The sequence below is a fragment of the Faecalibacillus intestinalis genome (genome assembly GCF_015097455.1).
GTDB classification, from domain to species: Bacteria; Bacillota_I; Bacilli_A; order Erysipelotrichales; family Coprobacillaceae; genus Faecalibacillus; species Faecalibacillus intestinalis.
Genome location: NZ_AP024085.1, coordinates 2,352,725 through 2,376,957, shown reverse-complemented (window position 1 = coordinate 2,376,957; position 24,233 = coordinate 2,352,725). Strand labels below are relative to the sequence as shown.

Below are 24,233 nucleotides of genomic sequence, written 5' to 3'. Positions count from 1 at the left end.
ATGAAAGAAAAAAGACGGGATAGTAAAGGACGTATCCTGCATACTGGAGAGAGCCAACGAACAGACGGGAAATACTTATATAAATATGTAGACGCATTTGGAAACACAAAATATGTGTATGCTTGGAGATTGACACCCACAGACCCGACACCAAAGGAAAAACGGGAAAAACCCTCACTTCGTGAACTGGAACAGCAGATAAGACGGGATATTGAGGACGGTATCGACAGCACAGGCAAGAAAATGACACTTTGCCAACTTTATGCCAAACAGAACGCACAGAGAGCAAATGTGAAGAAAAGTACACAGAAACAACGGGAACAACTCATGCGGTTATTGAAAGAGGACAAGTTGGGTGCTAGGAGCATTGATACGATAAAACCCTCTGACGCTAAGGAATGGGCGTTACGCATGAAAGATAAAGGCTTTTCCTATAACACCATTAACAACCATAAACGCTCGTTAAAAGCGTCATTCTATATCGCCATACAAGACGATTGTGTAAGGAAGAACCCTTTTGATTTTAAGTTAAGTGAAGTCCTAGAAAATGATACCAAAGAGAAAGTCGCATTGACAGAGGAACAGGAACAAGCCTTACTCTCATTTATCAAGACAGACAATGTGTATCACAAGCATTATGATGATGTGCTGATACTGTTAAAGACTGGACTTCGTATCTCGGAACTGTGCGGACTGACAGTAGCTGATATTGATTTCAAGAATGAAGTTGTAATTATCGACCACCAGTTACTAAAGAGCAAGGAACAGGGCTATTATATTGAAACGCCTAAGACGAAAAGCGGAATAAGACAAGTGCCATTAAGTAGAGAAACAATACAGGCATTTCAACGGGTTATGAAGAAACGCCCAAAGGCAGAACCATTTGTGATAGACGGACAGAGCAATTTCTTATTTGTCAATCATAAAGGCAAGCCCAAAGTTGCGATTGATTACAACGCCTTATTTGTCCGTATGGTAAAGAAATATAACAAGCACCACAAGGACAATCCCTTGCCACATATCACACCGCATACGCTACGCCATACATTCTGCACAAGACTGGCAAGCAAGAACATGAACCCAAAAGATTTACAGTATATCATGGGACATTCAAACATTAGTATCACAATGAACTGGTACGCTCATGCGTCCATAGATACCGCAAAATCAGAGGTTCAGCGTCTAATCGCATAGAAGTATTTACCACGATTTTAACCACGCTTGATAGCGAAAATATAAGAAGATAGACCTAGATATGTGAGGTTTACCACAAAAGCAAAATGCCCGTAGAGCCTATAAAATAAGGCTTTGCGGACATTTAAGGAGATATAAAAAGATAGTCAAAAAGACATATATAATTTAAATTAAATTTTAAACAATTATTAACACCAGGAATTATTTTGATTTTTGTAGGAATATTTATTTACTTATTTGATATTCAACTTCCTAGTGTACTTATGGATACGATTAATAGTGTTGGTTCACTTACAGCTCCACTTTCAATGATGATGATTGGTTCATCATTAGCTGTTTATCCTATTAAAGATAGTTTTACAGATTGGCGTAGTTATGTCTTTGCTTTTGTTCGTTTAATGATTGTTCCTTTTGTAACAATGATCATGTGTCGTTTATTACACATTGATGCTTATTACGCTAATATTACAATTATTACAAATGCGATGCCAGTAGGATCAATGGTTTTAATGCTTGCTACACAATATAATGCAAATGTTAAAATTGTAACTAGAAATATTATTGTATCAACATTGTTATCTGTAATCACAATTCCAATTGTTGTAGCAACAATGTTATTATAGGGGAAGTTATGGAATATAAAATTTATGATCAATTGCCAATAGAGGCAAAAGAAATTAGAATTAAAGTTTTTATGGAAGAACAAGGTTTTAAAGATGAATTTGATGATTTAGATGAAGTATGTAAACATCTTGTTGTTTTTGATCATCAAAAAGCAATTGGAACGTGTCGCTATTATTATGATGATCCTTTACAGGCAAATGTTATTGGAAGAATAGCAGTGATTAAAGAATATAGAGGTAAAAAGGTAGGACAATATATTGTACAAAGTGCATGTTCACTGATGAAAGGAAATGTTTGTTTACATGCCCAAGTTCAAGCAAAGCCGTTTTATGAAAAATTAGGATTTAAAGCTTATGGTGAAATAGATTGTGATGAATTTTGTCCACATACTTGGATGAAAAAAGAGATGTGAAAACATCTTTTTATTATGTCAATAATTGACAATTGAAAGAGCTTACGCTACAATTTAGACAAAGGAGACACATAGTCTCATTATTTAATGATTTAATATGGTACAATAAGTCTCAATTAAGAAAAAGAAAGGAAAAATTCAAATGAAAATCAAAAAAATATTTTTATCAATGTTGTTGATGATCGTAGCTATATGCTTTTGTCCAACAAAAGTATTTGCGACAAGTACGATAGAAAGAACAACAACATTAGACGTAAGCAAATTTATTCAAGATGAGGAAAATAAAGAAGAAGGATGGAGTTGGAATTCAACTACAAATACATTAACATTAACAAATGTGAATTTTAATACGGGTGATAACAAGAGCATTGTTTTACCATCTGATAGAGATATACATATTGTATCAAATGGAAATAACAAGCTTATATCTGGCAAAACAGTCATTTATGGCAAAAAGGATGGTCCGGGATTTATTATATTTGGTGGCAATGGATTATTAGAATTAAACTCTAAGAAAGAATTACCAACAATAGATGCTAATGATCTTTTATTTGAAAGTGGAACAGTTAATGCTATTGGAGGCAGCATAATTACTATGCAAACTATAAAAGTTGACGGTGGATATGTCAAAGTTGATACCTCACAGGTAAGTGACGATGGTTGGACAGATGGACTCTATGCATGTGGAAGTATCGAAATATCTAGTGGGACAGTAGATATTATTTCAAACAGAGTAGGTATATTTGCTACAGGAACAGGACATCCAAATCCAACGACAGGAATAAAGATAACTGGAGGGAATATTGATGTATCAGCCAAATTATATGGAATGTGTTCAGGAAATAATACATACAAAAAAGACGTTTACATTGAAACAACAGGTACAATAGATTTTAAAGACAGTTCAATAGGTATAGCGTTGGCAAATGGAAATTTAACAATTAAAAAAGGAAACGTTATTTTAAAAGAAGGCAACCGATTATATGTGAATTCTAAAAGTAACACGCAAGGAACAGTAACAATTGAAAAAGCTGATTATACAAAAGTTAATGAAGCAAAATCAAAAGTACCAGCTGATTTAAGCGTTTATACGGATGAATCGGTAAAAGCATTACAAGATGCTTTAGCAGCTGTTGTAGAAGATAAGGATGTTACTGAACAAATTGCTGTTAATGGTTATGCAACATCAATTGAAAATGCTATTGTAGGTTTAAAATATAAATCTGCTGACTACACAAAAGTCAATGAAGCAAAAGCAAAAGTGCCAAGTGATTTAAGTATCTATACAGATGAATCAGTAAATGCATTAAAAGATGCACTTGCTTTAGTAGAAGATGGAAAAAATATTACAGAACAAGCAACGGTAGATGGTTATGCAGATGCTATTAATAAAGCTATTGAAGGACTTGTTAAGAAACCTATCATATATAAAGTCATTGAAGGTGAAGGAAAAACTTTTGTAAAAGAAAGTGGAAAAGATATTTCAATAAGAATAGATCATGAATATACAGAAAATGTAAAAGTAGAAGTAGATGACCAAGAAGTTGATAAAGTGCATTATAAAGTAACAAAAGGTTCTACAATTATTACTTTTGATGATATGTATTTAAATACACTTGCTGTAGGAACACATCATGTAAAAGTAACATTTAAAGATGGTTATGCAACAACAACTTTAATCATTAAAGAACAAACAAAAGATAATAATGAAAAGAAAGATACCATATCAAATAATCAAGAAAATGTAAAAGCTGAAAATAAACAAGAAGTTAAAAAGGTAAATACAGGTGATAATACAAATATTATAGGTATTACTTTATTATTGGTAGGAAGTTTGATAGTTTTAATTTATTTAAATAAAAAGAAAACAGCTTAATTAAGAAGATATCGTCATAGTAGGCGATATCTTTTATTAGGTATATTAATAGATATAAAAAATCTTTGACAAATAAATGATGAAGTGGTTTAATACAAATAAATACAGTGAAAAGAAGTAGTAGATGATCAAAACATAAGTAGAGAGCTTTTGGTTGGTGAAAAAAAGTTATGTTTGATGATTGAATTCCTCTTGGAGTAGAGTATTGAAGTAAGTAGATATCTCCGGGAACACCCGTTAACGTGTATGAGTATGTAGGTACTTAGTAAGGTTATTATTGTGAAATAATAACGAAGTAAGGTGGTAACGCGATGGTCTCTTTCGTCCTTATGGGATGAAGAGACTTTTTTATTAATATATGGGGGAAATAAAAATGGAAAAAAGAATTACAGGACATACAGAATTATTAGGTTTAGTAGCAACACCAATTAGACATTCTAAATCACCAGTGATGCACAATGCTGCTTGTCGTGCTTTAGGATTAGATTATGCTTATTTAGCTTTTGATATTCAACCAGATCAATTAGAAGATGCGGTTAAAGGTTTCAAAGCTTTAAATGTAAGAGGATGGAATGTATCTATGCCTTATAAAACAACAATTGGACAATATTTAGATCATATTACACCAATTGCTAAAATGTGTGGCGCTATTAATACTGTTATTAATGATCATGGTGTTTTAACTGGAACTATTACAGATGGAACAGGTTATATGACAGCTTTAAAAGATCAAGGAATTGATATTATTGGTAAAAAGATGACAATTGTTGGTGCAGGTGGAGCAGCTACTGCAATCGTCATGCAAGCTGCATTAGATGGTGTTAAAGAAATCAGTATTTTCAATATTAAAGATGCTTCATGGGATCGTGCTTTAGAAAATGTAGAAAAAATCAATTCACAAACTCAATGTAAAGCACAATTATTTGATTTAAATGATCATGAAACATTAAGAAAAGAAATCAATGAGTCAGTTATTTTTACAAATGCAACAAATGTAGGTATGGGTAAATTAGAAGGAAAAATGGTTTTACCAGATACTTCTTATTTAAGAAATGATTTAATTGTTTCAGATGTTATTTATATGCCAGAAAAAACAAAATTATTAGAAGAAGCTGAAAAAATAGGATGTAAAACAATTAATGGTCTAGGAATGATGCTTTATCAAGGAGCTGCATCTTTTAAATTATGGACAGATAAAGATATGCCAATTGATGTTGTAAAAGAAGCTTTAGACTTTTAAAATGTTATGCAGTGCATAGCATTTTTTTATTTGACAAATAGAATATTTTATTATACTGTTGATATATCAACTAACGGAGGTATACTATGATTAAAATTGTTGCAGAAAATTATATTAAAGAAGAATATCAAGAAGAATTTTTAAAACTTACAAAAGAACTTATTATTTTAAGTAGAGAGGAAAAAGGAAATATCTCTTATCATCTTTATCAAGATATTAATGATGATAGTCATTTTACTTTTATTGAAGAATGGCAAAACCAAGAAGCAATTGATGAACATAATCAAACAAAACACTTTACAACAATTGTTCCTCAAATCAAAAGCTTTGCTTCAAAACCTTCAAGAGCAATTAAATATAAAGAGGTGCAATAATGAATACATTAGAAACAATTTTTACAAGAAAAAGTGTTCGACAATTTAAAAATCAAAAAGTAGATGAAAAAGACATCAAAACAATCTTAAAAGCAGGAATGTCAGGACCAACATGTGTTAATTCAAAAGATTGGTCATTTATTGTAATTGATGATCAAGAAGTTTTAAAACAAATGTATGAAGCGAATGGTGTACCAGCGAAACCATTACTTGAATGTGCTTTTGCTATTTTAATTTGTGGAGATTACTCAAAAGCATTTAAATTCTCTAAAGATTATTTTGCTGTAGATGGTTCTATTGCTGGACAAAATATGATTTTAGCAGCTTGGTCTTTAGGTATTGGAAGTGTTTGGCTTGGTACATGGCCACAAATGGATCGTGTTTTTGCCCAAAGTAAATTGTTTGATTTACCAAATGATCAAATTCCTCATTCAATCATTGCTTTTGGTTATCCTCTAGATGAAATTAAAGAGAAAGAAGAATATTATGATGAATCTGTTGTTCATTATAATAAGTGGTAAAAATGGTTAAAGAAATTATTAAAGATGAATTCTTTTTAAAACAAAAATCAAAGTCATGTACAAAAGAGGATTTATATATCGCCAATGAATTATTAGAAACAATTCAAGCTTACAAAGAACAATGTGTTGGTATGGCAGCGAATATGATTGGATATTTAAAAACAATGATGGTTGTTTTAGATGAAAATAAATATCTTATTTTAATTAATCCTGTTATTTTAAAAATAAATGGAAGAACGTATCAAACAGAAGAAGGTTGTCTATCATTACAAGGTGTAAGAAAGACACAAAGATATGAAAGTATCAAAGTAAGTTATTTAGATCAAAATTTTAAAAAGAAAATTAGAACGTTTAAAGGGTATACAGCTCAAATCATTCAACATGAACTTGATCATTTTGAAGGAAAAATCATATAAAAAATCAGCAATAGCTGATTTTTTTAATGACATATTTCTTCAACAAGTTGATTAATTGCCTCTTGATTTTCATCTTTATAAGTAGATTTAATTGTGACCGTATTTTCACAAATAGTAACATTTTTCATTGGAGTAAGCATTTCTTTCATCACTTTATTTGCAAGAGGAGCCCAAGAACCATTTTCAATAAGTCCAACAGTTTTATTTTGATATCCTTTATGTTGTAATCTATGTAAGAAATCTTCCATTGGACTAAAAACACCACCATCATAAGTAGCTCCGGCTAAAATCATTTTAGAATATCTAAAAGCATCTTCAACTGCTTCAGCCATGTCATCTCTTGTAAGATCAGTGAAGGCAACTTTAACACCTTTTTCTTTTAATAAATCAACTACTTTTAAAGCCACTTCTTTGGTATTTCCATGGATAGAAGCACTTGCCACTAAAACCCCTTCATCTTCACTTTGATAACTACTCCAAATTTGGTATTTATCAATATAATATCCTAAATTATCTTTTAAAATAGGACCATGTAAAGGACAAATCATTTTAATATCTAAAGTGCTGGCTTTTTTTAATAAAGCTTGTACAGGAGCACCATATTTACCAACAATATTAAAATAATAACGTCTTGCTTCACAAGCCCAATCTTCATCATGTGATAAAGCCCCAAATTTACCAAAGCCGTCTGCTGAAAATAACACTTTTTCAGTTGTTTCATATTCTACCATGACTTCTGGCCAATGAACCATTGGCGCCATGATGAATTTTAAATGATGATTTCCTAAATCTAATTCTTCTCCTTCTTTAACCACAATACATCTTTCATCTAATCCTTCAATATTAAAAAATTGAGGAAGCATCGCTTTTGCTTTGGCACTTAAAACAAGTTTTGCTTCTTTATACTTTTCTGTAAATAATTGAATATTTGCGGAATGATCAGGCTCTAAATGAGAAACAATCAAATAATCAGGAACACGTTCCTTTAATTCCTTATCTAAATTATCAAACCATTCTTTTGTCTTTCTTGCATCAACTGTATCCATAACTGCAATCTTTTCATCTAAAATAAGATAAGAGTTATAACTAACCCCATGAGGTACAATATATTGACTTTCAAAAAGATCAAGTGTTGTATCATCAACCCCAATATATTTAATAGATTCACTTATTGTTATATTATTCATAAAAATCCTCCTTTTTTATGTATTATATCACTAATATAAAGGAACAAGATATAAATTATTGATTATGTTAATTTTTATCATATCAATTCTTACAAATTGTAATTTGAAATTATAATGATACAATAAAAATAAATATATATATTTAGATGTTTGGAGGATAAGTATGAAAAATATATTTGAAGTATCTCCTGAAAGCCATTATAAATTTGAATTGAAGAAATTAGGAAATATTAAAAAAGGAAGAGAACATTTAGGAGAAGAAATGCTTGTACTTGTTTATTGATTGTTAGAATATTGTATGAATGATGTTTTATTTAAGAATTTTAGAATTGAAAAAACAGATGAAATCTTTAAACAAGCTAGTTATCTTATAGAATGTGAATTTGCGAAAAATGCTTTACCTCTTGACGTTGATGAAAGTACATTTATTAGTACGCTTGTGCAAGCATTAGAAACATTAAAAGTCGGTATTTTGAGACTGGAAAACTTAGTACTTTAGAAACACTTTTAAAAGTAAAACTAGGAAGTTTATCAAAAATTCTAGAAGAACAATTATCAAATATAAGCATTGAACAATTAGATGAATTAACAGTTAATATTCTTAATATTAATAGTGAAGAAGATGTTATGAAATTACTTCATTAAAAGGGAAATCATGTTTCCCTTTTTTTATAATAAATTTTATTTTTTAGCACTTTAGTGTTGTTATTGTGACGTTGGTTTTGTCTAGTTTCATATAGTCCCGTAACGCCCTAGTTACAAGGGTTTCACGGATTTTGAAAATTTGTAGCTGTTCATCAAAAATCGTCATTTTTCAGAAATTTGGGGTCAAAATTGGCGTCAGATAGCACACCAGAGAGAAAAATTAAATATTTTATAGACTATGGAACGTACACTTTTGGCGTTCCTTTTCTATTTCCAGTCGTTCAGAAATGGACGGCTTTTTTCATACCCAAAATCGAAAGGAGAAAGAAGAAATATGAATAAGCTAGTAAAGCGATTGCTGACAGGAACGCTTGCTTTTGCAACCATTTTCACGGCATTACCAGTGACGGCGGTTCATGCTTCCGGCAATCAATACTGGACAGAATCAGCAGAACGTGTCGGCTACATTGAACACGTTATGAATGACGGTTCTATCAAATCTACATTCAATGAGGGACACATGAAAGTTGAGGGCGAAACTGCCTACTGTGTGGACATCAATACCAGTTTTAAGAATGGATATAAAACACGTTCTGACGCAAGCACCCGTATGAGTAGCGATCAAATTGCGGACGTTGCTCTTTCCTTAGAGTACGTCAAGCAATATACCGCTTCTCATACGAACTTGAATTACAAACAGGGATACTTGCTGGAACAGTGTGTTGTCTGGCAGAGATTGAGTGAACAGCTCGGCTGGCAGTGCGATAACGTCAGAGCTTCCTATAATGAAATTTCACAGGCGGTACAGAATGAAGTGTACGCTGGTGCGAAAGCATTTGTGAAAGCAAACAAGGGACGTTATGAATGTGGCGGTTACATTTATACTGGCGAAGGACAGGACATCGGACAGTTCTGGGCGAAGTTAAATGTGGGAAATGCAAAGGTCAAAAAGACTTCTTCCAATCCCACGGTCACAGATGGAAATGCCAACTATTCCTTTGAGGGTGCGACATTTGGTGTCTATTCTGATAAGGGCTGTAACAGCCAGCTTGCCACACTTACTGCCGATGGAAACGGCGATACCAAAGAAGTTGAGGTAAAAGCCGGAACAGTTTACATCAAAGAACTTTCTGCTCCAAAGGGTTACAAGCTGGATTCTACTGTCCATGCCTTAAATGTGGAAGTTGGAAAAACAGCGACATTAACTGTTGCTGACACTCCAAAGGTCACAGAGACTTTGATTGATTTATTCAAAATTGACATGGAAACAGGAAAATCCACTCCACAGGGAAATGCTTCTTTAGAGGGTGCAGAGTTCACATGGAGCTATTATGACGGTTACTACAATGCAGACAATCTACCTGCAAAAGCTACCCGTACATGGACAACCAAAACCGTTGCCGAAAAAGACAGTGACGGAACTATCCATTATGTATCCAGACTTGCCGACAGCTACAAAGTATCCGGCGACAGCTTCTATACACAGGACGGTAAGAATGTACTGCCACTTGGTACACTCACTGTTACAGAAACAAAAGCACCAAACGGCTACTTATTAGATGGTGCATATATGCAGACTGACGGAAGTTCCGAACAGATTAAGGGGACATACCTTACACAGATTTCCGAAGATGGCGAACTTGCCGTACTTTCTGGAAGCAACCAGTATTCCGTATCCGATAAGGTTATCCGTGGCGGTGTGAAAATCCAGAAACGTGACCTTGAAACAAAGGATACCAAAGCACAGGGAAGTGCGACCTTACAGTACACAGAATTTAATATCATTTCCTTAAATGACAGTCCTGTACTGGTTGAGGGAAAATTATACAGCAAGAATGAAACGGTAAAGAAGATTCAGACAGGCATTGACGGAATTGCTTCTACTTCTGCTGACCTGCTCCCTTACGGAAATTACAGATTAGAAGAAAGTAAAGCACCAGAGGGCTACTTGACAGACGGTGCAAAAACAATCGACTTTTCTATCACGGAAGATGGAAAAATCGTGAATTTGACCGACAAATCCCACTCTGTCTACAACCAGATTAAACGTGGCGATATTGAGGGTGTAAAAATCGGTGCAGGTACACACAAACGTCTTGCAGGTGTTCCATTCAGAATTACAAGCAAGACAACGGGAGAATCCCATATTGTAGTTACTGACAACAACGGTCAGTTCTCCACTGCTTCAAGCTGGGCTTCCCATAAGGTCAATACTAATGCCGGAAAATCCAGTGAGGACGGTGTATGGTTTGGGACATCTGAACCAGACGACAGCAAAGGTGCATTACTCTATGATACCTATGTGATTGAGGAATTAAAGTGTGATTCCAACGCCGGATTTAAGCTGATTCCAGCTTTTGAGGTAGTCGTATCCAGAAATAAAGTGACCGTAGATTTAGGGACACTGACCGATGAATACGAAAAAGAAATCACAATCCATACCACAGCTACCGACAAGAAAACAGGCGAAAAAATGATTGTTGCCGGAAAAGACATCAAGATCGTGGACAAAGTCACACTTGATGGCTTGGAAGTTGGAACAAAATATAAACTTTCCGGCTGGCAGATGTTAAAGGAAGAAAACGCCGAACTTCTGATTGACGGGAAACGTGTAGACAATGATTACACATTCACTGCTGACAGCGAAAAAATGACGGTTGAGATTACTTACAGTTTTGATGGTTCAGCTCTTGGCGGTCAGAACCTTGTTACATTTGAGGAATTGTACGATATGAGCAATCCGAAAGAGCCTGTCAAGGTTGCCGAACATAAAGACATCAACGATGATGGACAGACGGTTCTTATCACGGAACGTATCATCAAAATCCATACGACTGCTACGGACAAGAACGGCAAGAAAGAAATCGAAGCCGGAAAAGATGTAACGATTGTGGATAAAGTCACATTAGATGGTCTGGAAGTTGGAACAAAATACAAACTTTCCGGCTGGCAGATGTTAAAAGAGGAAAATGCAGAACTTCTGATTGATGGAAAGAAAGTATCCAATGATTATGAGTTCACAGCCGACAGTGAAAAAATGACGGTTGAGATTGCGTTTACCTTTGATGGTTCTTCACTTGGTGGTAAAAACCTTGTTACCTTTGAGGAATTATACGATATGACCAATCCAGACGAACCAAAGAAAGTGACGGAACATAAGGACATCACAGACGATGGACAGACCGTGACAATCAAGGAAGTGCCGGAAGTCCCAGACACACCAAAGGATACCGACACGCCGGATACACCATCTACGGTTACTAAGACAAGTGACAGTCCAAAAACAGGCGACAATACCAATATCTATGCTTACCTTGCCATGCTCGGTCTTTCCTGCGTAGGGCTTGGCGGTATGCTTTACTTCAAACGCCGTAGAAAGAAATCATAAGGCGGTAAGGTAGCGGTTGGTAGAGCGTTCAAGGTCGCCACCCTTTTTGCAACTTCACGCTCCAGTGAAGCTCTGATTTACGGGGGCGTGAAGTCCACTAGGGGCGTGGGGAGTGTAGCTCCCCACAACGTACAGCAGGAAAGAAACTAAAACAGAAAGAAAAGAGGTCAATTATTTATGGAATTAAGATTTGTCGTACCAAACATGGAAAAGACATTCGGAAACTTGGAGTTTGCCGGAGAAAATACTACGGAACAGCAGAGAATCAACGGGCGTATGGCTGTCATTAACAGAAGTTACAACCTGTATTCCGATGTGCAGAGAGCCGATGATGTAGTTGTGACACTTCCTGCCAAAGCTGGCGAAAAACATTTCTCGCCGGAGCAGAAAGTAAAACTTATCAACCCACGAATTACTACCGATGGCTATAAAATTGGGGAACGTGGATTTGTTAATTACATCTTACTTGCAGACGATATGTTACCAGCAGAAAGTAAATAAGGGGGTATTCAGATTATGAGATTAGCAAATGGAATCGTCATTGATAAAGAAAAGACTTTCGGAGTGTTGAAGTTCTCCGCATTACGCCGTGAGGTTCATGTACAGAATGAAGATGGAACGGTCAGTGAGGAAATCAAGGAACGTACTTACGATTTGAAATGCAACACACAGGGACGCATGATACAGGTATCCGTTCCGGCGACTGTGCCGTTAAAAGACTATGACTACAACGCCGAAGTGGAACTTATCAATCCTGTTGCAGATACGGTAGCCAATGCAAATTACCGTGGTGCAGATGTGGACTGGTATGTAAAAGCAGACGATATTCTTCTAAAGACCAAAGGCACTCATGCCGGGAATCCACAGAACAATGCTCCACAGCAACCACCGAAGAAATAAATTCACAATTTAGATTTTCATTGTACTGGTCAAGTGTAATTGATATAATGTATTAAATAATTAAATCGAAACTCGGGGAGGAAAATCAAATGAAAATAGGAAAAGTTGAAATTAGCTCATGCCCATATTGTGAAGGAACTGATATTAGATACGGATACCAAAGTGGTGATTGCAGGTTGTATGGAGCGTCAGGCTTCTTAGATAATCAAGAACCGATACATCATTTAGTATGTGCTGAATGTGGTGCAATTATTTTTACATGGGTAACTAATCCTAGAAAATATTCTAAAACTATTCCAGAACGAGCTATTTAAGTTTAATACTTATATTCGCAAAGCAGTTAGTCTACACGATTGACTGCTTTTCTTATGTCCAAAGAAAGGAGTTTTAATGAAAGTATGGGCGTTTAAAGGTAACAGGATTCGTGCCAGTGACAAATCGCTGGTCTATCACTTCTGTATTGGCTGGCTGTTGCTCCTGTTTGTTGCGGTGTTCCTGCTACTGAACCTGCGACAGCTTCTTGTTACTGACTGGAAAGATTTTAACCTGCTCCATGCCGGAATTACTTGGACTGTTTACAATTCCATTACGGTTCTGATAGCGACTGGTGTTTGTGCATTGGTCGCTTTTCTCTACTACCGTTACGGATATGACCGTATCAAGCGGTTGCTCCACAGGCAAAAACTGGCTCGTATGGTGCTGGAAAATAAGTGGTATGAAGCAGAAAACACCAAAGACAGCGTTTTTTTCACTGACCTGCAAAGCAGATCAAGAGAAAAAATCGTGTGGTTTCCAAAAATCTACTACCAGATGAACAATGGCTTGCTCCATATCCTATGTGAAATCACAATGGGAAAATATCAAGAACAGCTCCTGTCCTTAGAGGATAAGCTGGAATCGGGGCTGTACTGTGAGCTGACTGACAAGACATTACATGACGGATATATCGAATACACCCTGCTCTATGATATGATAGCGAACCGTATTTCGATTGATGAAGTGGTTGCCGAAAACGGCGGTCTGCGGTTAATGAAAAATCTGGTGTGGGAATATGATTCACTTCCCCATGCCCTTATCTGCGGTGGTACTGGTGGTGGAAAGACCTATTTTCTGCTGACCATCATTGAAGCCCTGCTAAGAACCAATGCGGATTTATACATTCTTGACCCGAAGAACGCTGACCTTGCAGACTTGGGAACGGTCATGGGAAATGTCTACCACACAAAAGACGATATGATTGACTGCGTCAATGTCTTTTATGAGGGCATGGTCACACGCTCGAAAGAAATGAAACTGCACCCGAACTATCGCACAGGGGAAAACTATGCCTATCTGGGGCTTGCTCCACAGTTCCTTATCTTTGATGAATATGTGGCGTTCTTGGAAATGCTCACGACAAAAGAAAGCACAGCCCTGTTAAGCCAGCTAAAGAAAATCGTCATGCTCGGCAGACAGGCTGGATACTTTCTGATTGTAGCTTGCCAGCGTCCAGACGCAAAGTATTTCGGGGACGGTATCAGAGATAATTTCAACTTCCGTGTGGGACTTGGTCGCATGAGTGAACTCGGTTACGGTATGCTCTTTGGAAGTGATGTAAAAAAACAGTTCTTCCAGAAGCGAATCAAAGGGCGTGGATATTGTGATGTGGGAACAAGCGTCATATCGGAATTTTATACTCCCCTTGTACCCAAAGGCTATGATTTCTTGGGTACGATTGGGGAACTTACACACATAAGGCAGGACGGACAGGTGGCGTGCGAAGCGAAAGCCACAGGTACGGACTAGCCTTGCTGGTGTGGCGGTAGCCACGCCAGCATATATCAAGCCCCTCGGTATCTAACAGAGGGGCACAAATCACAAGGAAACATACACAAAAGTTACCGATTCTTGGCTGAAATCAAGTGTTTGGTAGCTTTTTTTACTGCTGTGACATCTGATAAAAAATGTCACAGTTTTTTCGTAAAGGGGGTATCGCACTGAATGATACAGAGTGGATACAGGATTTTGCAGACAGGCGTTTGCAGTACGGTGTATCCCAGACGAAACTTGCGGTCATGGCTGGAATCAGCCGTGAACATTTAAGCCGTATCGAATCCGGCAAGGTGGCGGTCACAGAAGAAATGAAAGTGAAACTTTTGGAAGCTCTGGAAAAATTCAATCCAGAAGCACCGCTTACCATGCTGTTTGATTATGTGAGGATACGGTTTCCGACACTGGATATTGGACATATCATCAAAGATATTTTACAGCTCAATATTCAGTACATGATACATGAGGACTTCGGGCATTACAGTTATACAGAACACTACTACATCGGAGATATTTTCGTATATACTTCTCCCGATGAAGAAAAAGGTGTCCTGCTGGAACTGAAAGGAAAAGGCTGTCGCCAGTTTGAAAGTTATCTGATGGCACAGGAACGGAGCTGGTATGATTTCCTTATGGACGCTCTGGTGGACGGTGGTGTGATGAAACGCCTTGACCTTGCCATCAATGACCATACAGGAATGTTGGATATTCCAGAACTGACCGAAAAATGCCAGAATGAGGAATGTGTATCGGTGTTCCGTTCCTTTAAGTCCTATGCTTCCGGCGAACTGGTCAAGCATGAGGAACAGGACAAGGCTGGTATGGGCTATACACTTTATATCGGCTCATTGAAAAGTGAGGTGTACTTCTGTGTTTATGAAAAAAGCTATGAGCAGTACATCAAACTTGGGATTCCCATTGAGGAAGCACCGATAAAAAACAGATTTGAAATACGGTTAAAAAATGAACGTGCTTATTATGCTGTCCGTGACCTGCTGACTTACTATGACGCTGAACGGACGGCATTTTCTATTATCAACCGTTATGTACGCTTTGTGGATAAGGAAGCAGACAAGAAACGGAGCGACTGGAAATTATCTGTCCGCTGGGCGTGGTTCATCGGGGAAAACAGAGAGCCGTTAAAGCTCACGACCAAACCCGAACCCTACACACTGGACAGAACCCTACGCTGGATTCAACGGCAGGTTGACCCGACACTCAAAATGCTGGAAACAATCACAGCGAAAACAGGGATTGATTATCTGAAAGAAATCCGTAAATCCACGAAACTGACAGAAAAGCACTACAAGATAATCGAACAACAGACCACATCGACCGAAGATGTGATTTTGGAAAAGGAGAATTGAAACATGCAACGATTATTATTTGATTTCCTGTTCTTCTCTTTAGGTGGAACAGTTGGCGTGATTGCCATGTGTATTTTACAGGCTGGCAGACAGTCTGACCGAAAAATGATGGAACTGAAAGGAGAAAAGAAAGCATGAATTTTGGACAGAACCTTTATAACTGGTTTTTAAGCAACGCACAGAGCCTTGTGCTGATGGCGATTGTTGTTATCGGAATCTACTTGGGATTCAAGCGTGAGTTTTCCAAACTTATCGGATTCTTGGTAGTTGCCTTAGTAGCCGTTGGTCTTGTATTCAATGCGTCCGGCGTAAAAGACGTATTGTTACAGTTATTCAATAAGATTATTGGAGCGTAAGCCTATGGAAGAATGTAGCGTATTGATAGAAAGCACCTTGCCAGCGGAGGATAAAACCTCTCGCTGGTTCAATCTCCCCATTGATTATGAGCTGTTCCGTGACCTGCTCGGTGTGGAAGCCGACAGTGGCGATTATCAGATTATAGATATGAAACTCCCTTTTGCTGGCGATATTGTAAGAACAACCAGCGTCAGACGATTGAATAAGCTGTACTTTGCTTACATGGAGTTACCGCCAGAAGTTCAACAGGCATACAATGACTTGATTTCCTATTGTGGTGGTGTTGAGGATTTATTGCAGAAATCAGAAGAATTTCGGTTTTATCCAGAGTGTCACAATATCATGGACGTTGCCCGTTACCGACTGGAACACAACATTGAATTTTCTGCCCTCTCCGAAAAAGGGAAAAAATACTTTAATCTGGAAGCCTATGCACAGGAGCTGGAAGAAACAGGACGTTATGCTGTCAGTGAAAACGGTATGTTCAAGCTCTGATAGACACCGAAAGGAAGTGACCGCTTATGATTGATGATATGCAAGTCTATATAGCCAATCTTGGCAAGTACAATGAGGGAGAACTGGTCGGGGACTGGTTCTCTTTTCCGTTGGACGAAGAAGTGATTGCAGAACGTATCGGCTTAAATGCAGAGTACGAAGAATACGCAATCCACGATACGGACAACTTCCCGATGGAGATTAGCGAATATACTTCCATCGAAGAACTGAACCGTATTTATGAGCAGTTGGAAGAATTACCAGATTACCTGCTGGACGACTTGGACAGTTTCGTATCCTATTATGGAAGTCTGGAAGAACTGGTGGAGCATAAGGACGACATCATTCTGTATTCCGGCTGTGAAACGATGACCGATTTAGCCTACTATCTGATTGATGAAGAACAGGTACTCGGAGAAATCCCGTCCTCTTTACAGAATTATATTGACTACGAAGCCTACGGGCGTGACCTCGATATAGAGGGGACATTTATTGCAACAAACGCTGGTATCTGTGAGGTACTGCGTTAAGGGCTGGCAGATCAGCACCGCCACTGGTGCTACTGTCAGCTTTTCTCTTGGGGGCAGTCTGGAAAATCCGGCTGTCCCTGTTGTTAGGAAAATGAAGAAAGGAGCATTTACAAGTGAAGAAAATCCGAAGTTATACAAGTATCTGGAACGTGGAAAAGGTTCTGTATGCCATCAATGATGTCAACCTGCCATTCCCTGTGACCTTTACCCAGATTACATGGTTTGTGCTGACGGAATTTATCATTATTTTGTTTGCAGATGTACCGCCACTTTCCATGATTGAGGGTGCGTTTTTGAAATATTTCGGGATTCCCGTTGCCCTTACATGGTTTATGTCACAGAAAACCTTTGACGGGAAAAAGCCATACAGTTACATCAAGACGATGGTACTGTATGCTCTGCGTCCCAAAGTGACTTATGCCGGAAAAGCCGTGAACCTGCATAAGCAGAAATTTGAGGAAACTATCACGGCAGTAAGGAGTGTGACCTATGTTCCCGATTAAATATATCGACAATAACCTTGTCTGGAATAAGGACAATGAGGTGTTCGCCTACTATGAGCTGATACCGTACAATTATTCATTCTTATCCCCAGAACAGAAATACCTTGTGCATGACAGCTTCCGTCAGCTTATCGCACAGTCCCGTGAGGGAAAGATTCATGCGTTGCAGATTGCAACTGAAAGTTCAATCCGAAGCATACAGGAACAGTCAAAGAAGCTGGTAACTGGAAAGCTCCGTGATGTAGCAATCCAAAAGATAGACGACCAGACCGAAGCCCTTGTATCCATGATAGGCGACAATCAAGTAGATTACCGTTTCTTTCTGGGATTCAAGCTTATGGTCACAGAGGACGAAGTCAATCTGAAGAACATCAAAAAATCGGTATTTCTGACATTCCGTGAGTTTTTGAATGAGGTAAGGCATACGCTGATGAACGACTTTGTTTCTATGAGCAATGATGAAATCAACCGTTATGTGAAGATGGAAAAACTGCTGGAAAACAAAATCTCCCGTAGGTTCAAAATCCGCCGACTGGAAGCCAAAGACTTTGCGTATCTGATGGAACACCTCTACGGCAGGGACGGGATAGCCTATGAAGATTATGAGTATCCTCTTCCAAAAAGAAAATTAAAAAGAGAAACACTGATTAAGTATTATGACCTTATCCGTCCTACCCGTTGCGTGGTGGAAGAAAGCCAGCGATATTTGCGTCTGGAACATGAGGACAGTGAAAGCTATGTGTCCTACTTTACGGTCAATGCCATTGTCGGAGAACTGGACTTCCCATCATCGGAAATCTTTTATTTCCAGCAACAGCAGTTCACATTCCCTGTGGATACGTCCATGAATGTTGAGATTGTCGGAAATAAGAAAGCCTTAACCACTGTCCGTAATAAGAAAAAGGAATTAAAGGACTTGGACAATCACGCCTATCAAGCCGGAAATGAAACAAGTTCAAATGTGGTGGAAGCCTTAGACAGTGTCGATGAACTGGAAACAGATTTAGACCAGAGCAAGGAAAGTATGTACAAGTTAAGTTACGTCATACGGGTATCTGCACCCGATCTTGACGAACTGAAACGCCGTTGTGATGAAGTCAAGGACTTTTACGATGATTTGAATGTGAAGCTGGTTCGCCCTGCCGGAGATATGATGGGACTGCATGGAGAGTTTCTTCCAGCCAGCAAACGTTATATCAATGATTATATCCAGTATGTGAAATCCGACTTTTTAGCCGGACTTGGTTTCGGTGCTACCCAGATGTTGGGCGAAAATACAGGAATCTATATCGGATATTCCGTGGATACAGGAAGAAATGTCTACCTGCAACCGTCCCTTGCCAGTCAAGGGGTAAAAGGTACGGTCACTTTATTTCTGGATACGACTACCTCAAAAGCTGGAATCAGCTTAAATCCGGCGTTGGAATCACACTTTAATTCCTCAATCACATAGGTATCATAGAGTAATGCACCTTTGCTGTCGTCTGGTTCAGATGTCCCAAACCATACACCGTCCTCACTGGATTTTCCGGCATTAGTATTGACCTTATGGGAAGCCCAGCTTGAAGCAGTGGAGAACTGACCGTTGTTGTCAGTAACTACAATATGGGATTCTCCCGTTGTCTTGCTTGTAATTCTGAATGGAACACCTGCAAGACGTTTGTGTGTACCTGCACCGATTTTTACACCCTCAATATCGCCACGTTTAATCTGGTTGTAGACAGAGTGGGATTTGTCGGTCAAATTCACGATTTTTCCATCTTCCGTGATAGAAAAGTCGATTGTTTTTGCACCGTCTGTCAAGTAGCCCTCTGGTGCTTTACTTTCTTCTAATCTGTAATTTCCGTAAGGGAGCAGGTCAGCAGAAGTAGAAGCAATTCCGTCAATGCCTGTCTGAATCTTCTTTACCGTTTCATTCTTGCTGTATAATTTTCCCTCAACCAGTACAGGACTGTCATTTAAGGAAATGATATTAAATTCTGTGTACTGTAAGGTCGCACTTCCCTGTGCTTTGGTATCCTTTGTTTCAAGGTCACGTTTCTGGATTTTCACACCGCCACGGATAACCTTATCGGATACGGAATACTGGTTGCTTCCAGAAAGTACGGCAAGTTCGCCATCTTCGGAAATCTGTGTAAGGTATGTCCCCTTAATCTGTTCGGAACTTCCGTCAGTCTGCATATATGCACCATCTAATAAGTAGCCGTTTGGTGCTTTTGTTTCTGTAACAGTGAGTGTACCAAGTGGCAGTACATTCTTACCGTCCTGTGTATAGAAGCTGTCGCCGGATACTTTGTAGCTGTCGGCAAGTCTGGATACATAATGGATAGTTCCGTCACTGTCTTTTTCGGCAACGGTTTTGGTTGTCCATGTACGGGTAGCTTTTGCAGGTAGATTGTCTGCATTGTAGTAACCGTCATAATAGCTCCATGTGAACTCTGCACCCTCTAAAGAAGCATTTCCCTGTGGAGTGGATTTTCCTGTTTCCATGTCAATTTTGAATAAATCAATCAAAGTCTCTGTGACCTTTGGAGTGTCAGCAACAGTTAATGTCGCTGTTTTTCCAACTTCCACATTTAAGGCATGGACAGTAGAATCCAGCTTGTAACCCTTTGGAGCAGAAAGTTCTTTGATGTAAACTGTTCCGGCTTTTACCTCAACTTCTTTGGTATCGCCGTTTCCATCGGCAGTAAGTGTGGCAAGCTGGCTGTTACAGCCCTTATCAGAATAGACACCAAATGTCGCACCCTCAAAGGAATAGTTGGCATTTCCATCTGTGACCGTGGGATTGGAAGAAGTCTTTTTGACCTTTGCATTTCCCACATTTAACTTCGCCCAGAACTGTCCGATGTCCTGTCCTTCGCCAGTATAAATGTAACCGCCACATTCATAACGTCCCTTGTTTGCTTTCACAAATGCTTTCGCACCAGCGTACACTTCATTCTGTACCGCCTGTGAAATTTCATTATAGGAAGCTCTGACGTTATCGCACTGCCAGCCGAGCTGTTCACTCAATCTCTGCCAGACAACACACTGTTCCAGCAAGTATCCCTGTTTGTAATTCAAGTTCGTATGAGAAGCGGTATATTGCTTGACGTACTCTAAGGAAAGAGCAACGTCCGCAATTTGATCGCTACTCATACGGGTGCTTGCGTCAGAACGTGTTTTATATCCATTCTTAAAACTGGTATTGATGTCCACACAGTAGGCAGTTTCGCCCTCAACTTTCATGTGTCCCTCATTGAATGTAGATTTGATAGAACCGTCATTCATAACGTGTTCAATGTAGCCGACACGTTCTGCTGATTCTGTCCAGTATTGATTGCCGGAAGTGTTGCAGGTGCGGTGGCTGGTGCAAGTGTTGCCAGAGCCGGAAAGCCAGCAACGAACCAACCGCCAAAGAAACGGGAAAATACCTCTGCCAGCATGGGAAGCCGTGTCGGTTCTGCTGTCGGTGCTGTGATGGATACGAAAAATAAAGTCCGTGACAGTGCTTCCTCTCTGAAAGAAAATGTGAAAGATTTACCGACACAGGCTGGTTATGCTGTTCACTCTGCAAAACAGAAAGCAAAGGATAATGTATCAGATTTTAAGCGTGGCGTTGTGGAAGAACGGGAAAACCGACAGGAACAGCGTACACAGAAACGCAACCTGCACAGGGAAAATATCTCACAGAAAAAGCAGGAATTACAGAAAGCACAGGAAGCAAAGCAGACAGTTCATGCGAATGGATCAGCGACAGCCGGAGCTACCAGAAGCCATGAACGCCCTGTTGCCACACCTGTTCCAAAAACAGCACAGACCGATACGGTCATAAAGCCGGATATGAAGCGTCCTGCTACTTCTCCTGTGATAAAAAATGCAGAAGTCAAGGCTGGAAAAGAAACTGTCCGAACCAATATCAGACAGGAACAGCAGGTCAAATCGGTTGCCAGAAAGAACCAGACAAACGTAGCGGAATCCATCAGCAATCATAAGAAATCTACGGTACAGAAAACACAGGTCAATGGGAAATCTGCCCGTAAGACTGTTACGAAACAATCAGAGAAAGGACGGAAGAAATGAGATTAAAACGTATCCTTATCATAGGTACGATATTTCCTGTCCTTTTCTCTATTGTCCTCTTTTTCGGGATATTGATTTCCGGCGAAGATGACGACAGTTCCAACAGCTATTCGCCTGTCTACTCTGGCATGAATCTGTCAGCCGATGTCCTCAAACATCAGCCGATGGTAGAAAAATACGCCAGAGAAAACGGTATCTCGGAGTATGTGAACGTCCTGCTTGCCATCATACAGGTAGAAAGTGGCGGTACGGCTATTGATGTCATGCAGTCCAGCGAAAGTCTGGGACTACCGCCAAACTCCTTAAGTACAGAAGAATCCATTAAGCAGGGGTGTAAATATTTTGCGTCCCTGCTTTCTTCCTGTAAAGCAAAAGGCATGAATGACATTAACGTGGTCATACAGTCTTATAACTATGGTGGTGGCTATGCAGACTATGTGGCGAAAAATGGAAAAAAGCACAGCTTCAACCTTGCAGAGAATTTCGCAAAGAATAAATCCGGCGGTACAAAAGTGACCTATACGAACCCGATAGCGGTCAGTAAAAATGGTGGCTGGCGTTATAACTACGGAAATATGTTTTATGTGGAGCTGGTCAACCAATATCTGACTGTAAAGCAGTTCAGCAACGCAACCGTACAGGCGGTTATGAATGAAGCATTGAAATATCAAGGCTGGAAGTATGTCTACGGTGGCAGTAACCCGAACACCTCTTTTGACTGTTCTGGTCTTACCCAGTGGTGCTACGGAAAAGCCGGAATCAGTCTGCCACGAACCGCACAGGCACAGTATGACGCAATCCAGCATATTCCATTGTCACAGGCACAGGCTGGCGATTTGGTCTTTTTCCATTCCACTTATAATACCAGCGACTATGTAACCCATGTAGGAATCTATGTAGGAAACAATCAGATGTATCATGCCGGAAATCCAATCGGCTATACCGATTTGACCTCTGCCTACTGGCAACAGCACATCATTTGTGCCGGAAGAATCAAACAATAGAAAGGACTTGAAATATGTTTAAGAAGAAAGAAAAAACAGAGAAAGCACCTAAGAATAAGAAAGTGCATACCATGAAAGTCGGGACACATAAGAAATCTGTCCTGCTGTTGTGGGTGGTGCTTTTAGCAAGCACCACCTTTGGTGTGTATAAGAACTTTACCGCCATTGACACCCACACGGTACATGAAAAAGAAATCCTTCAGCTAAGATTGAACGATACCAACGGTATTGAAAATTTCGTCAAGAACTTTGCGAAAGCCTACTACTCATGGGATACCAGCAAGGAAGCCATTGAAGCAAGAACAACGGAAATCAGTAAATACCTTACCAAAGAATTACAGGACTTGAACGCTGATACCATCAGAACGGACATACCAACCAGTGTTACGGTTACAAATGTGCTGGTCTGGAATGTAGAACAGTCTGGAACGGACGATTTTACCGTTGCCTACGAAGTAGATCAGCAGGTAAAAGAGGGAGAACAGACACAGGCAGTCACAGAAAACTACACCGTGACCGTTCATGTGGATAAGGACGGTGCAATGGTCATTACCCAGAATCCTACCCTTGCTCCGGCAGTGCAGAAATCAAAGTATGAACCAAAAGCAAAGGAAGCCGATGTCAGTGTCAGCTCCGATACAGTCAAGGACGCTACCGCTTTCTTGGAAACATTCTTTAAGCTCTATCCGACAGCTACGGAAAAGGAACTTGCCTATTATGTCAAAGACGGAGTGCTTGCTCCTGTATGCGGCGACTATGTATTTTCGGAACTGGTAAACCCTGTCTTTACCAAAGATGGCGATAACATCAAGGTCAGTGTGTCCGTAAAGTATCTGGATAACAAGTCGAAAATGACGCAAATCTCACAGTATGAGCTTGTGCTTCATAAGGACGATAACTGGAAGATTGTAGAATAAGTTTGTAAAAAATGCTAAAAGAATATCATGGTAAATAATTTATAAAAAGTTATTTACCATGACATTTATTTTTGAATCAAATATTGTTCTCCCCAATTACATAGTTCATCAAGAATGGGTGTCAGTGTTTCCCCGAATTTTGTTAAAGAATACTCTGTTTTTGGAGGAACAACTGGATAAACCTTACGGTTAATAAGTCCATCTTTTTCAAGCTCTCGAAGCTGTTGAGCTAGCATTTTATCAGTCGCTTTCGGAATTAGTTTATGAATTTCATTGTACCGTAACGTTTTGTTCATTAAATGCCATAAAATAACAGCTTTATATTTTCCACCAATAAGTTGAATGGTTGCCTCAACTGGACAGCTAAAACCACAACAATTATTTCCCATAATATCTTCACTTCCTTTTT

Annotated in this window: 25 protein-coding genes, 3 pseudogenes and 1 other annotated feature; of the genes and pseudogenes, 25 read left to right on the top strand and 3 right to left on the bottom strand. The window is 38.9% G+C overall.

Translation table 11 applies throughout. The features are described 5' to 3' along the window. The 8 genes and pseudogenes from Fi14EGH31_RS12640 to Fi14EGH31_RS12605 all read left to right on the top strand — a co-directional run bounded on the left by Fi14EGH31_RS12640 (position 1) and on the right by Fi14EGH31_RS12605 (position 6,657). Positions 1-1,194, top strand: coding sequence for a site-specific integrase (locus tag Fi14EGH31_RS12640; RefSeq protein WP_009242235.1), 1,194 nt, complete (start codon positions 1-3; stop codon positions 1,192-1,194). A 179-nt stretch (positions 1,195-1,373) separates the two neighbouring features. Next, positions 1,374-1,817: pseudogene (locus tag Fi14EGH31_RS12635) on the top strand (AEC family transporter); the annotation flags it as partial. 8 nt (positions 1,818-1,825) lie between these two features. Beyond that, positions 1,826-2,230, top strand: coding sequence for a GNAT family N-acetyltransferase (locus Fi14EGH31_RS12630; protein WP_200764892.1), 405 nt, complete (start codon positions 1,826-1,828; stop codon positions 2,228-2,230). A 142-nt stretch (positions 2,231-2,372) separates the two neighbouring features. Continuing rightward, positions 2,373-4,106 (top strand): hypothetical protein, encoded by a 1,734-nt coding sequence (locus tag Fi14EGH31_RS12625; protein ID WP_200764891.1) that lies wholly within the window; start codon positions 2,373-2,375, stop codon positions 4,104-4,106. A 98-nt stretch (positions 4,107-4,204) separates the two neighbouring features. Further along, positions 4,205-4,438, top strand: a binding site (T-box leader). Positions 4,439-4,479: 41 nt separating this feature from the next. Beyond that, the gene (locus tag Fi14EGH31_RS12620) at positions 4,480-5,346 is read left to right on the top strand and encodes a shikimate dehydrogenase (protein ID WP_200764890.1); all 867 of its coding nucleotides are present in this window, start codon (positions 4,480-4,482) and stop codon (positions 5,344-5,346) included. Positions 5,347-5,432: 86 nt separating this feature from the next. Continuing rightward, positions 5,433-5,720 (top strand): putative quinol monooxygenase, encoded by a 288-nt coding sequence (locus Fi14EGH31_RS12615; RefSeq protein WP_032089782.1) that lies wholly within the window; start codon positions 5,433-5,435, stop codon positions 5,718-5,720. Next, positions 5,720-6,241, top strand: a complete 522-nt coding sequence (locus Fi14EGH31_RS12610; RefSeq protein WP_107030240.1) for a nitroreductase family protein — start codon at positions 5,720-5,722, stop codon at positions 6,239-6,241. Before Fi14EGH31_RS12615 ends, Fi14EGH31_RS12610 begins: the two co-directional genes overlap by 1 nt. Before the next feature lie 2 nt (positions 6,242-6,243). After that, a complete protein-coding gene (locus Fi14EGH31_RS12605; protein WP_022002497.1) occupies positions 6,244-6,657 on the top strand; it encodes a peptide deformylase in 414 nt (137 codons plus the stop codon). Between the two features lie 23 nt (positions 6,658-6,680). On the opposite strand, the gene Fi14EGH31_RS12600 is transcribed toward Fi14EGH31_RS12605, so the two are convergent. Continuing rightward, positions 6,681-7,844, bottom strand: a complete 1,164-nt coding sequence (locus tag Fi14EGH31_RS12600; protein WP_107030238.1) for an FprA family A-type flavoprotein — start codon at positions 7,842-7,844, stop codon at positions 6,681-6,683. A 283-nt stretch (positions 7,845-8,127) separates the two neighbouring features. Here Fi14EGH31_RS12600 and Fi14EGH31_RS12595 point away from each other — a divergent pair, with 283 nt between their 5' ends. The 14 genes and pseudogenes from Fi14EGH31_RS12595 to Fi14EGH31_RS12530 all read left to right on the top strand — a co-directional run. After that, the gene (locus Fi14EGH31_RS12595; protein ID WP_117872112.1) at positions 8,128-8,343 is read left to right on the top strand and encodes a hypothetical protein; all 216 of its coding nucleotides are present in this window, start codon (positions 8,128-8,130) and stop codon (positions 8,341-8,343) included. Next, a complete protein-coding gene (locus Fi14EGH31_RS15755) occupies positions 8,292-8,489 on the top strand; it encodes a DUF4351 domain-containing protein (protein WP_117851445.1) in 198 nt (65 codons plus the stop codon). The genes Fi14EGH31_RS12595 and Fi14EGH31_RS15755 overlap by 52 nt, the downstream gene beginning before the upstream one ends. A gap of 334 nt (positions 8,490-8,823) precedes the next feature. Continuing rightward, positions 8,824-11,877: a VaFE repeat-containing surface-anchored protein gene (locus tag Fi14EGH31_RS12585; RefSeq protein WP_200764889.1), complete on the top strand. Its 3,054-nt coding sequence runs from the start codon at positions 8,824-8,826 to the stop codon at positions 11,875-11,877. Between the two features lie 177 nt (positions 11,878-12,054). Further along, the gene (locus Fi14EGH31_RS12580) at positions 12,055-12,378 is read left to right on the top strand and encodes a YdcP family protein (RefSeq protein WP_055158624.1); all 324 of its coding nucleotides are present in this window, start codon (positions 12,055-12,057) and stop codon (positions 12,376-12,378) included. Between the two features lie 15 nt (positions 12,379-12,393). Next, complete coding sequence (locus Fi14EGH31_RS12575; RefSeq protein ID WP_200764888.1) at positions 12,394-12,777, top strand: YdcP family protein; 384 nt, start codon at positions 12,394-12,396, stop codon at positions 12,775-12,777. An 89-nt stretch (positions 12,778-12,866) separates the two neighbouring features. After that, entirely contained in the window at positions 12,867-13,091 is a 225-nt protein-coding gene (locus tag Fi14EGH31_RS12570; RefSeq protein ID WP_055039113.1) for a hypothetical protein, read from the top strand. 76 nt (positions 13,092-13,167) lie between these two features. Then, positions 13,168-14,562 carry an FtsK/SpoIIIE domain-containing protein gene (locus tag Fi14EGH31_RS12565; RefSeq protein ID WP_200764887.1) on the top strand — a complete coding sequence of 465 codons (1,395 nt, stop codon included), beginning with the start codon at positions 13,168-13,170 and terminating at the stop codon, positions 14,560-14,562. A gap of 158 nt (positions 14,563-14,720) precedes the next feature. Beyond that, a complete protein-coding gene (gene mobT, locus Fi14EGH31_RS12560; protein ID WP_117636643.1) occupies positions 14,721-15,953 on the top strand; it encodes a MobT family relaxase in 1,233 nt (410 codons plus the stop codon). Positions 15,954-15,956: 3 nt separating this feature from the next. Further along, a complete protein-coding gene (locus Fi14EGH31_RS12555) occupies positions 15,957-16,091 on the top strand; it encodes a DUF3789 domain-containing protein (RefSeq protein ID WP_005611092.1) in 135 nt (44 codons plus the stop codon). Continuing rightward, positions 16,088-16,309, top strand: coding sequence for a hypothetical protein (locus Fi14EGH31_RS12550; RefSeq protein ID WP_004844214.1), 222 nt, complete (start codon positions 16,088-16,090; stop codon positions 16,307-16,309). Before Fi14EGH31_RS12555 ends, Fi14EGH31_RS12550 begins: the two co-directional genes overlap by 4 nt. 4 nt (positions 16,310-16,313) lie before the next feature. Continuing rightward, positions 16,314-16,805, top strand: a complete 492-nt coding sequence (locus Fi14EGH31_RS12545; protein ID WP_118208032.1) for an antirestriction protein ArdA — start codon at positions 16,314-16,316, stop codon at positions 16,803-16,805. A gap of 26 nt (positions 16,806-16,831) precedes the next feature. Further along, a complete protein-coding gene (locus tag Fi14EGH31_RS12540) occupies positions 16,832-17,335 on the top strand; it encodes an antirestriction protein ArdA (RefSeq protein ID WP_055158607.1) in 504 nt (167 codons plus the stop codon). 113 nt (positions 17,336-17,448) lie between these two features. After that, positions 17,449-17,838, top strand: a complete 390-nt coding sequence (locus Fi14EGH31_RS12535; RefSeq protein WP_005611098.1) for a conjugal transfer protein — start codon at positions 17,449-17,451, stop codon at positions 17,836-17,838. After that, positions 17,825-19,207 (top strand): annotated as a pseudogene (locus Fi14EGH31_RS12530) (ATP-binding protein); the annotation flags it as partial. The gene Fi14EGH31_RS12535 and the pseudogene Fi14EGH31_RS12530, both read left to right, overlap by 14 nt. On the opposite strand, the pseudogene Fi14EGH31_RS12525 reads toward Fi14EGH31_RS12530, so the two are convergent. Beyond that, positions 19,198-21,266: pseudogene (locus tag Fi14EGH31_RS12525) on the bottom strand (MSCRAMM family protein); the annotation flags it as partial. The pseudogenes Fi14EGH31_RS12530 and Fi14EGH31_RS12525 sit on opposite strands and share 10 nt — an antisense overlap. Between Fi14EGH31_RS12525 and Fi14EGH31_RS12520 the strand changes: the two are divergent. The 3 genes from Fi14EGH31_RS12520 to Fi14EGH31_RS12510 are packed head-to-tail and all read left to right on the top strand — an operon-like array spanning position 21,184 to position 23,824. Next, entirely contained in the window at positions 21,184-21,903 is a 720-nt protein-coding gene (locus Fi14EGH31_RS12520; protein ID WP_200764885.1) for a hypothetical protein, read from the top strand. The pseudogene Fi14EGH31_RS12525 and the gene Fi14EGH31_RS12520 overlap by 83 nt on opposite strands. Beyond that, a complete protein-coding gene (locus Fi14EGH31_RS12515; RefSeq protein ID WP_200764884.1) occupies positions 21,900-22,907 on the top strand; it encodes a bifunctional lytic transglycosylase/C40 family peptidase in 1,008 nt (335 codons plus the stop codon). Before Fi14EGH31_RS12520 ends, Fi14EGH31_RS12515 begins: the two co-directional genes overlap by 4 nt. Before the next feature lie 14 nt (positions 22,908-22,921). Then, positions 22,922-23,824: a conjugal transfer protein gene (locus tag Fi14EGH31_RS12510; protein ID WP_200764883.1), complete on the top strand. Its 903-nt coding sequence runs from the start codon at positions 22,922-22,924 to the stop codon at positions 23,822-23,824. 65 nt (positions 23,825-23,889) lie between these two features. Here the strand turns inward: Fi14EGH31_RS12510 and Fi14EGH31_RS12505 are convergent, their stop codons facing one another. Beyond that, a complete protein-coding gene (locus Fi14EGH31_RS12505) occupies positions 23,890-24,213 on the bottom strand; it encodes a winged helix-turn-helix transcriptional regulator (RefSeq protein ID WP_025579182.1) in 324 nt (107 codons plus the stop codon). Between the last annotated feature and the right edge of the window lie 20 nt (positions 24,214-24,233).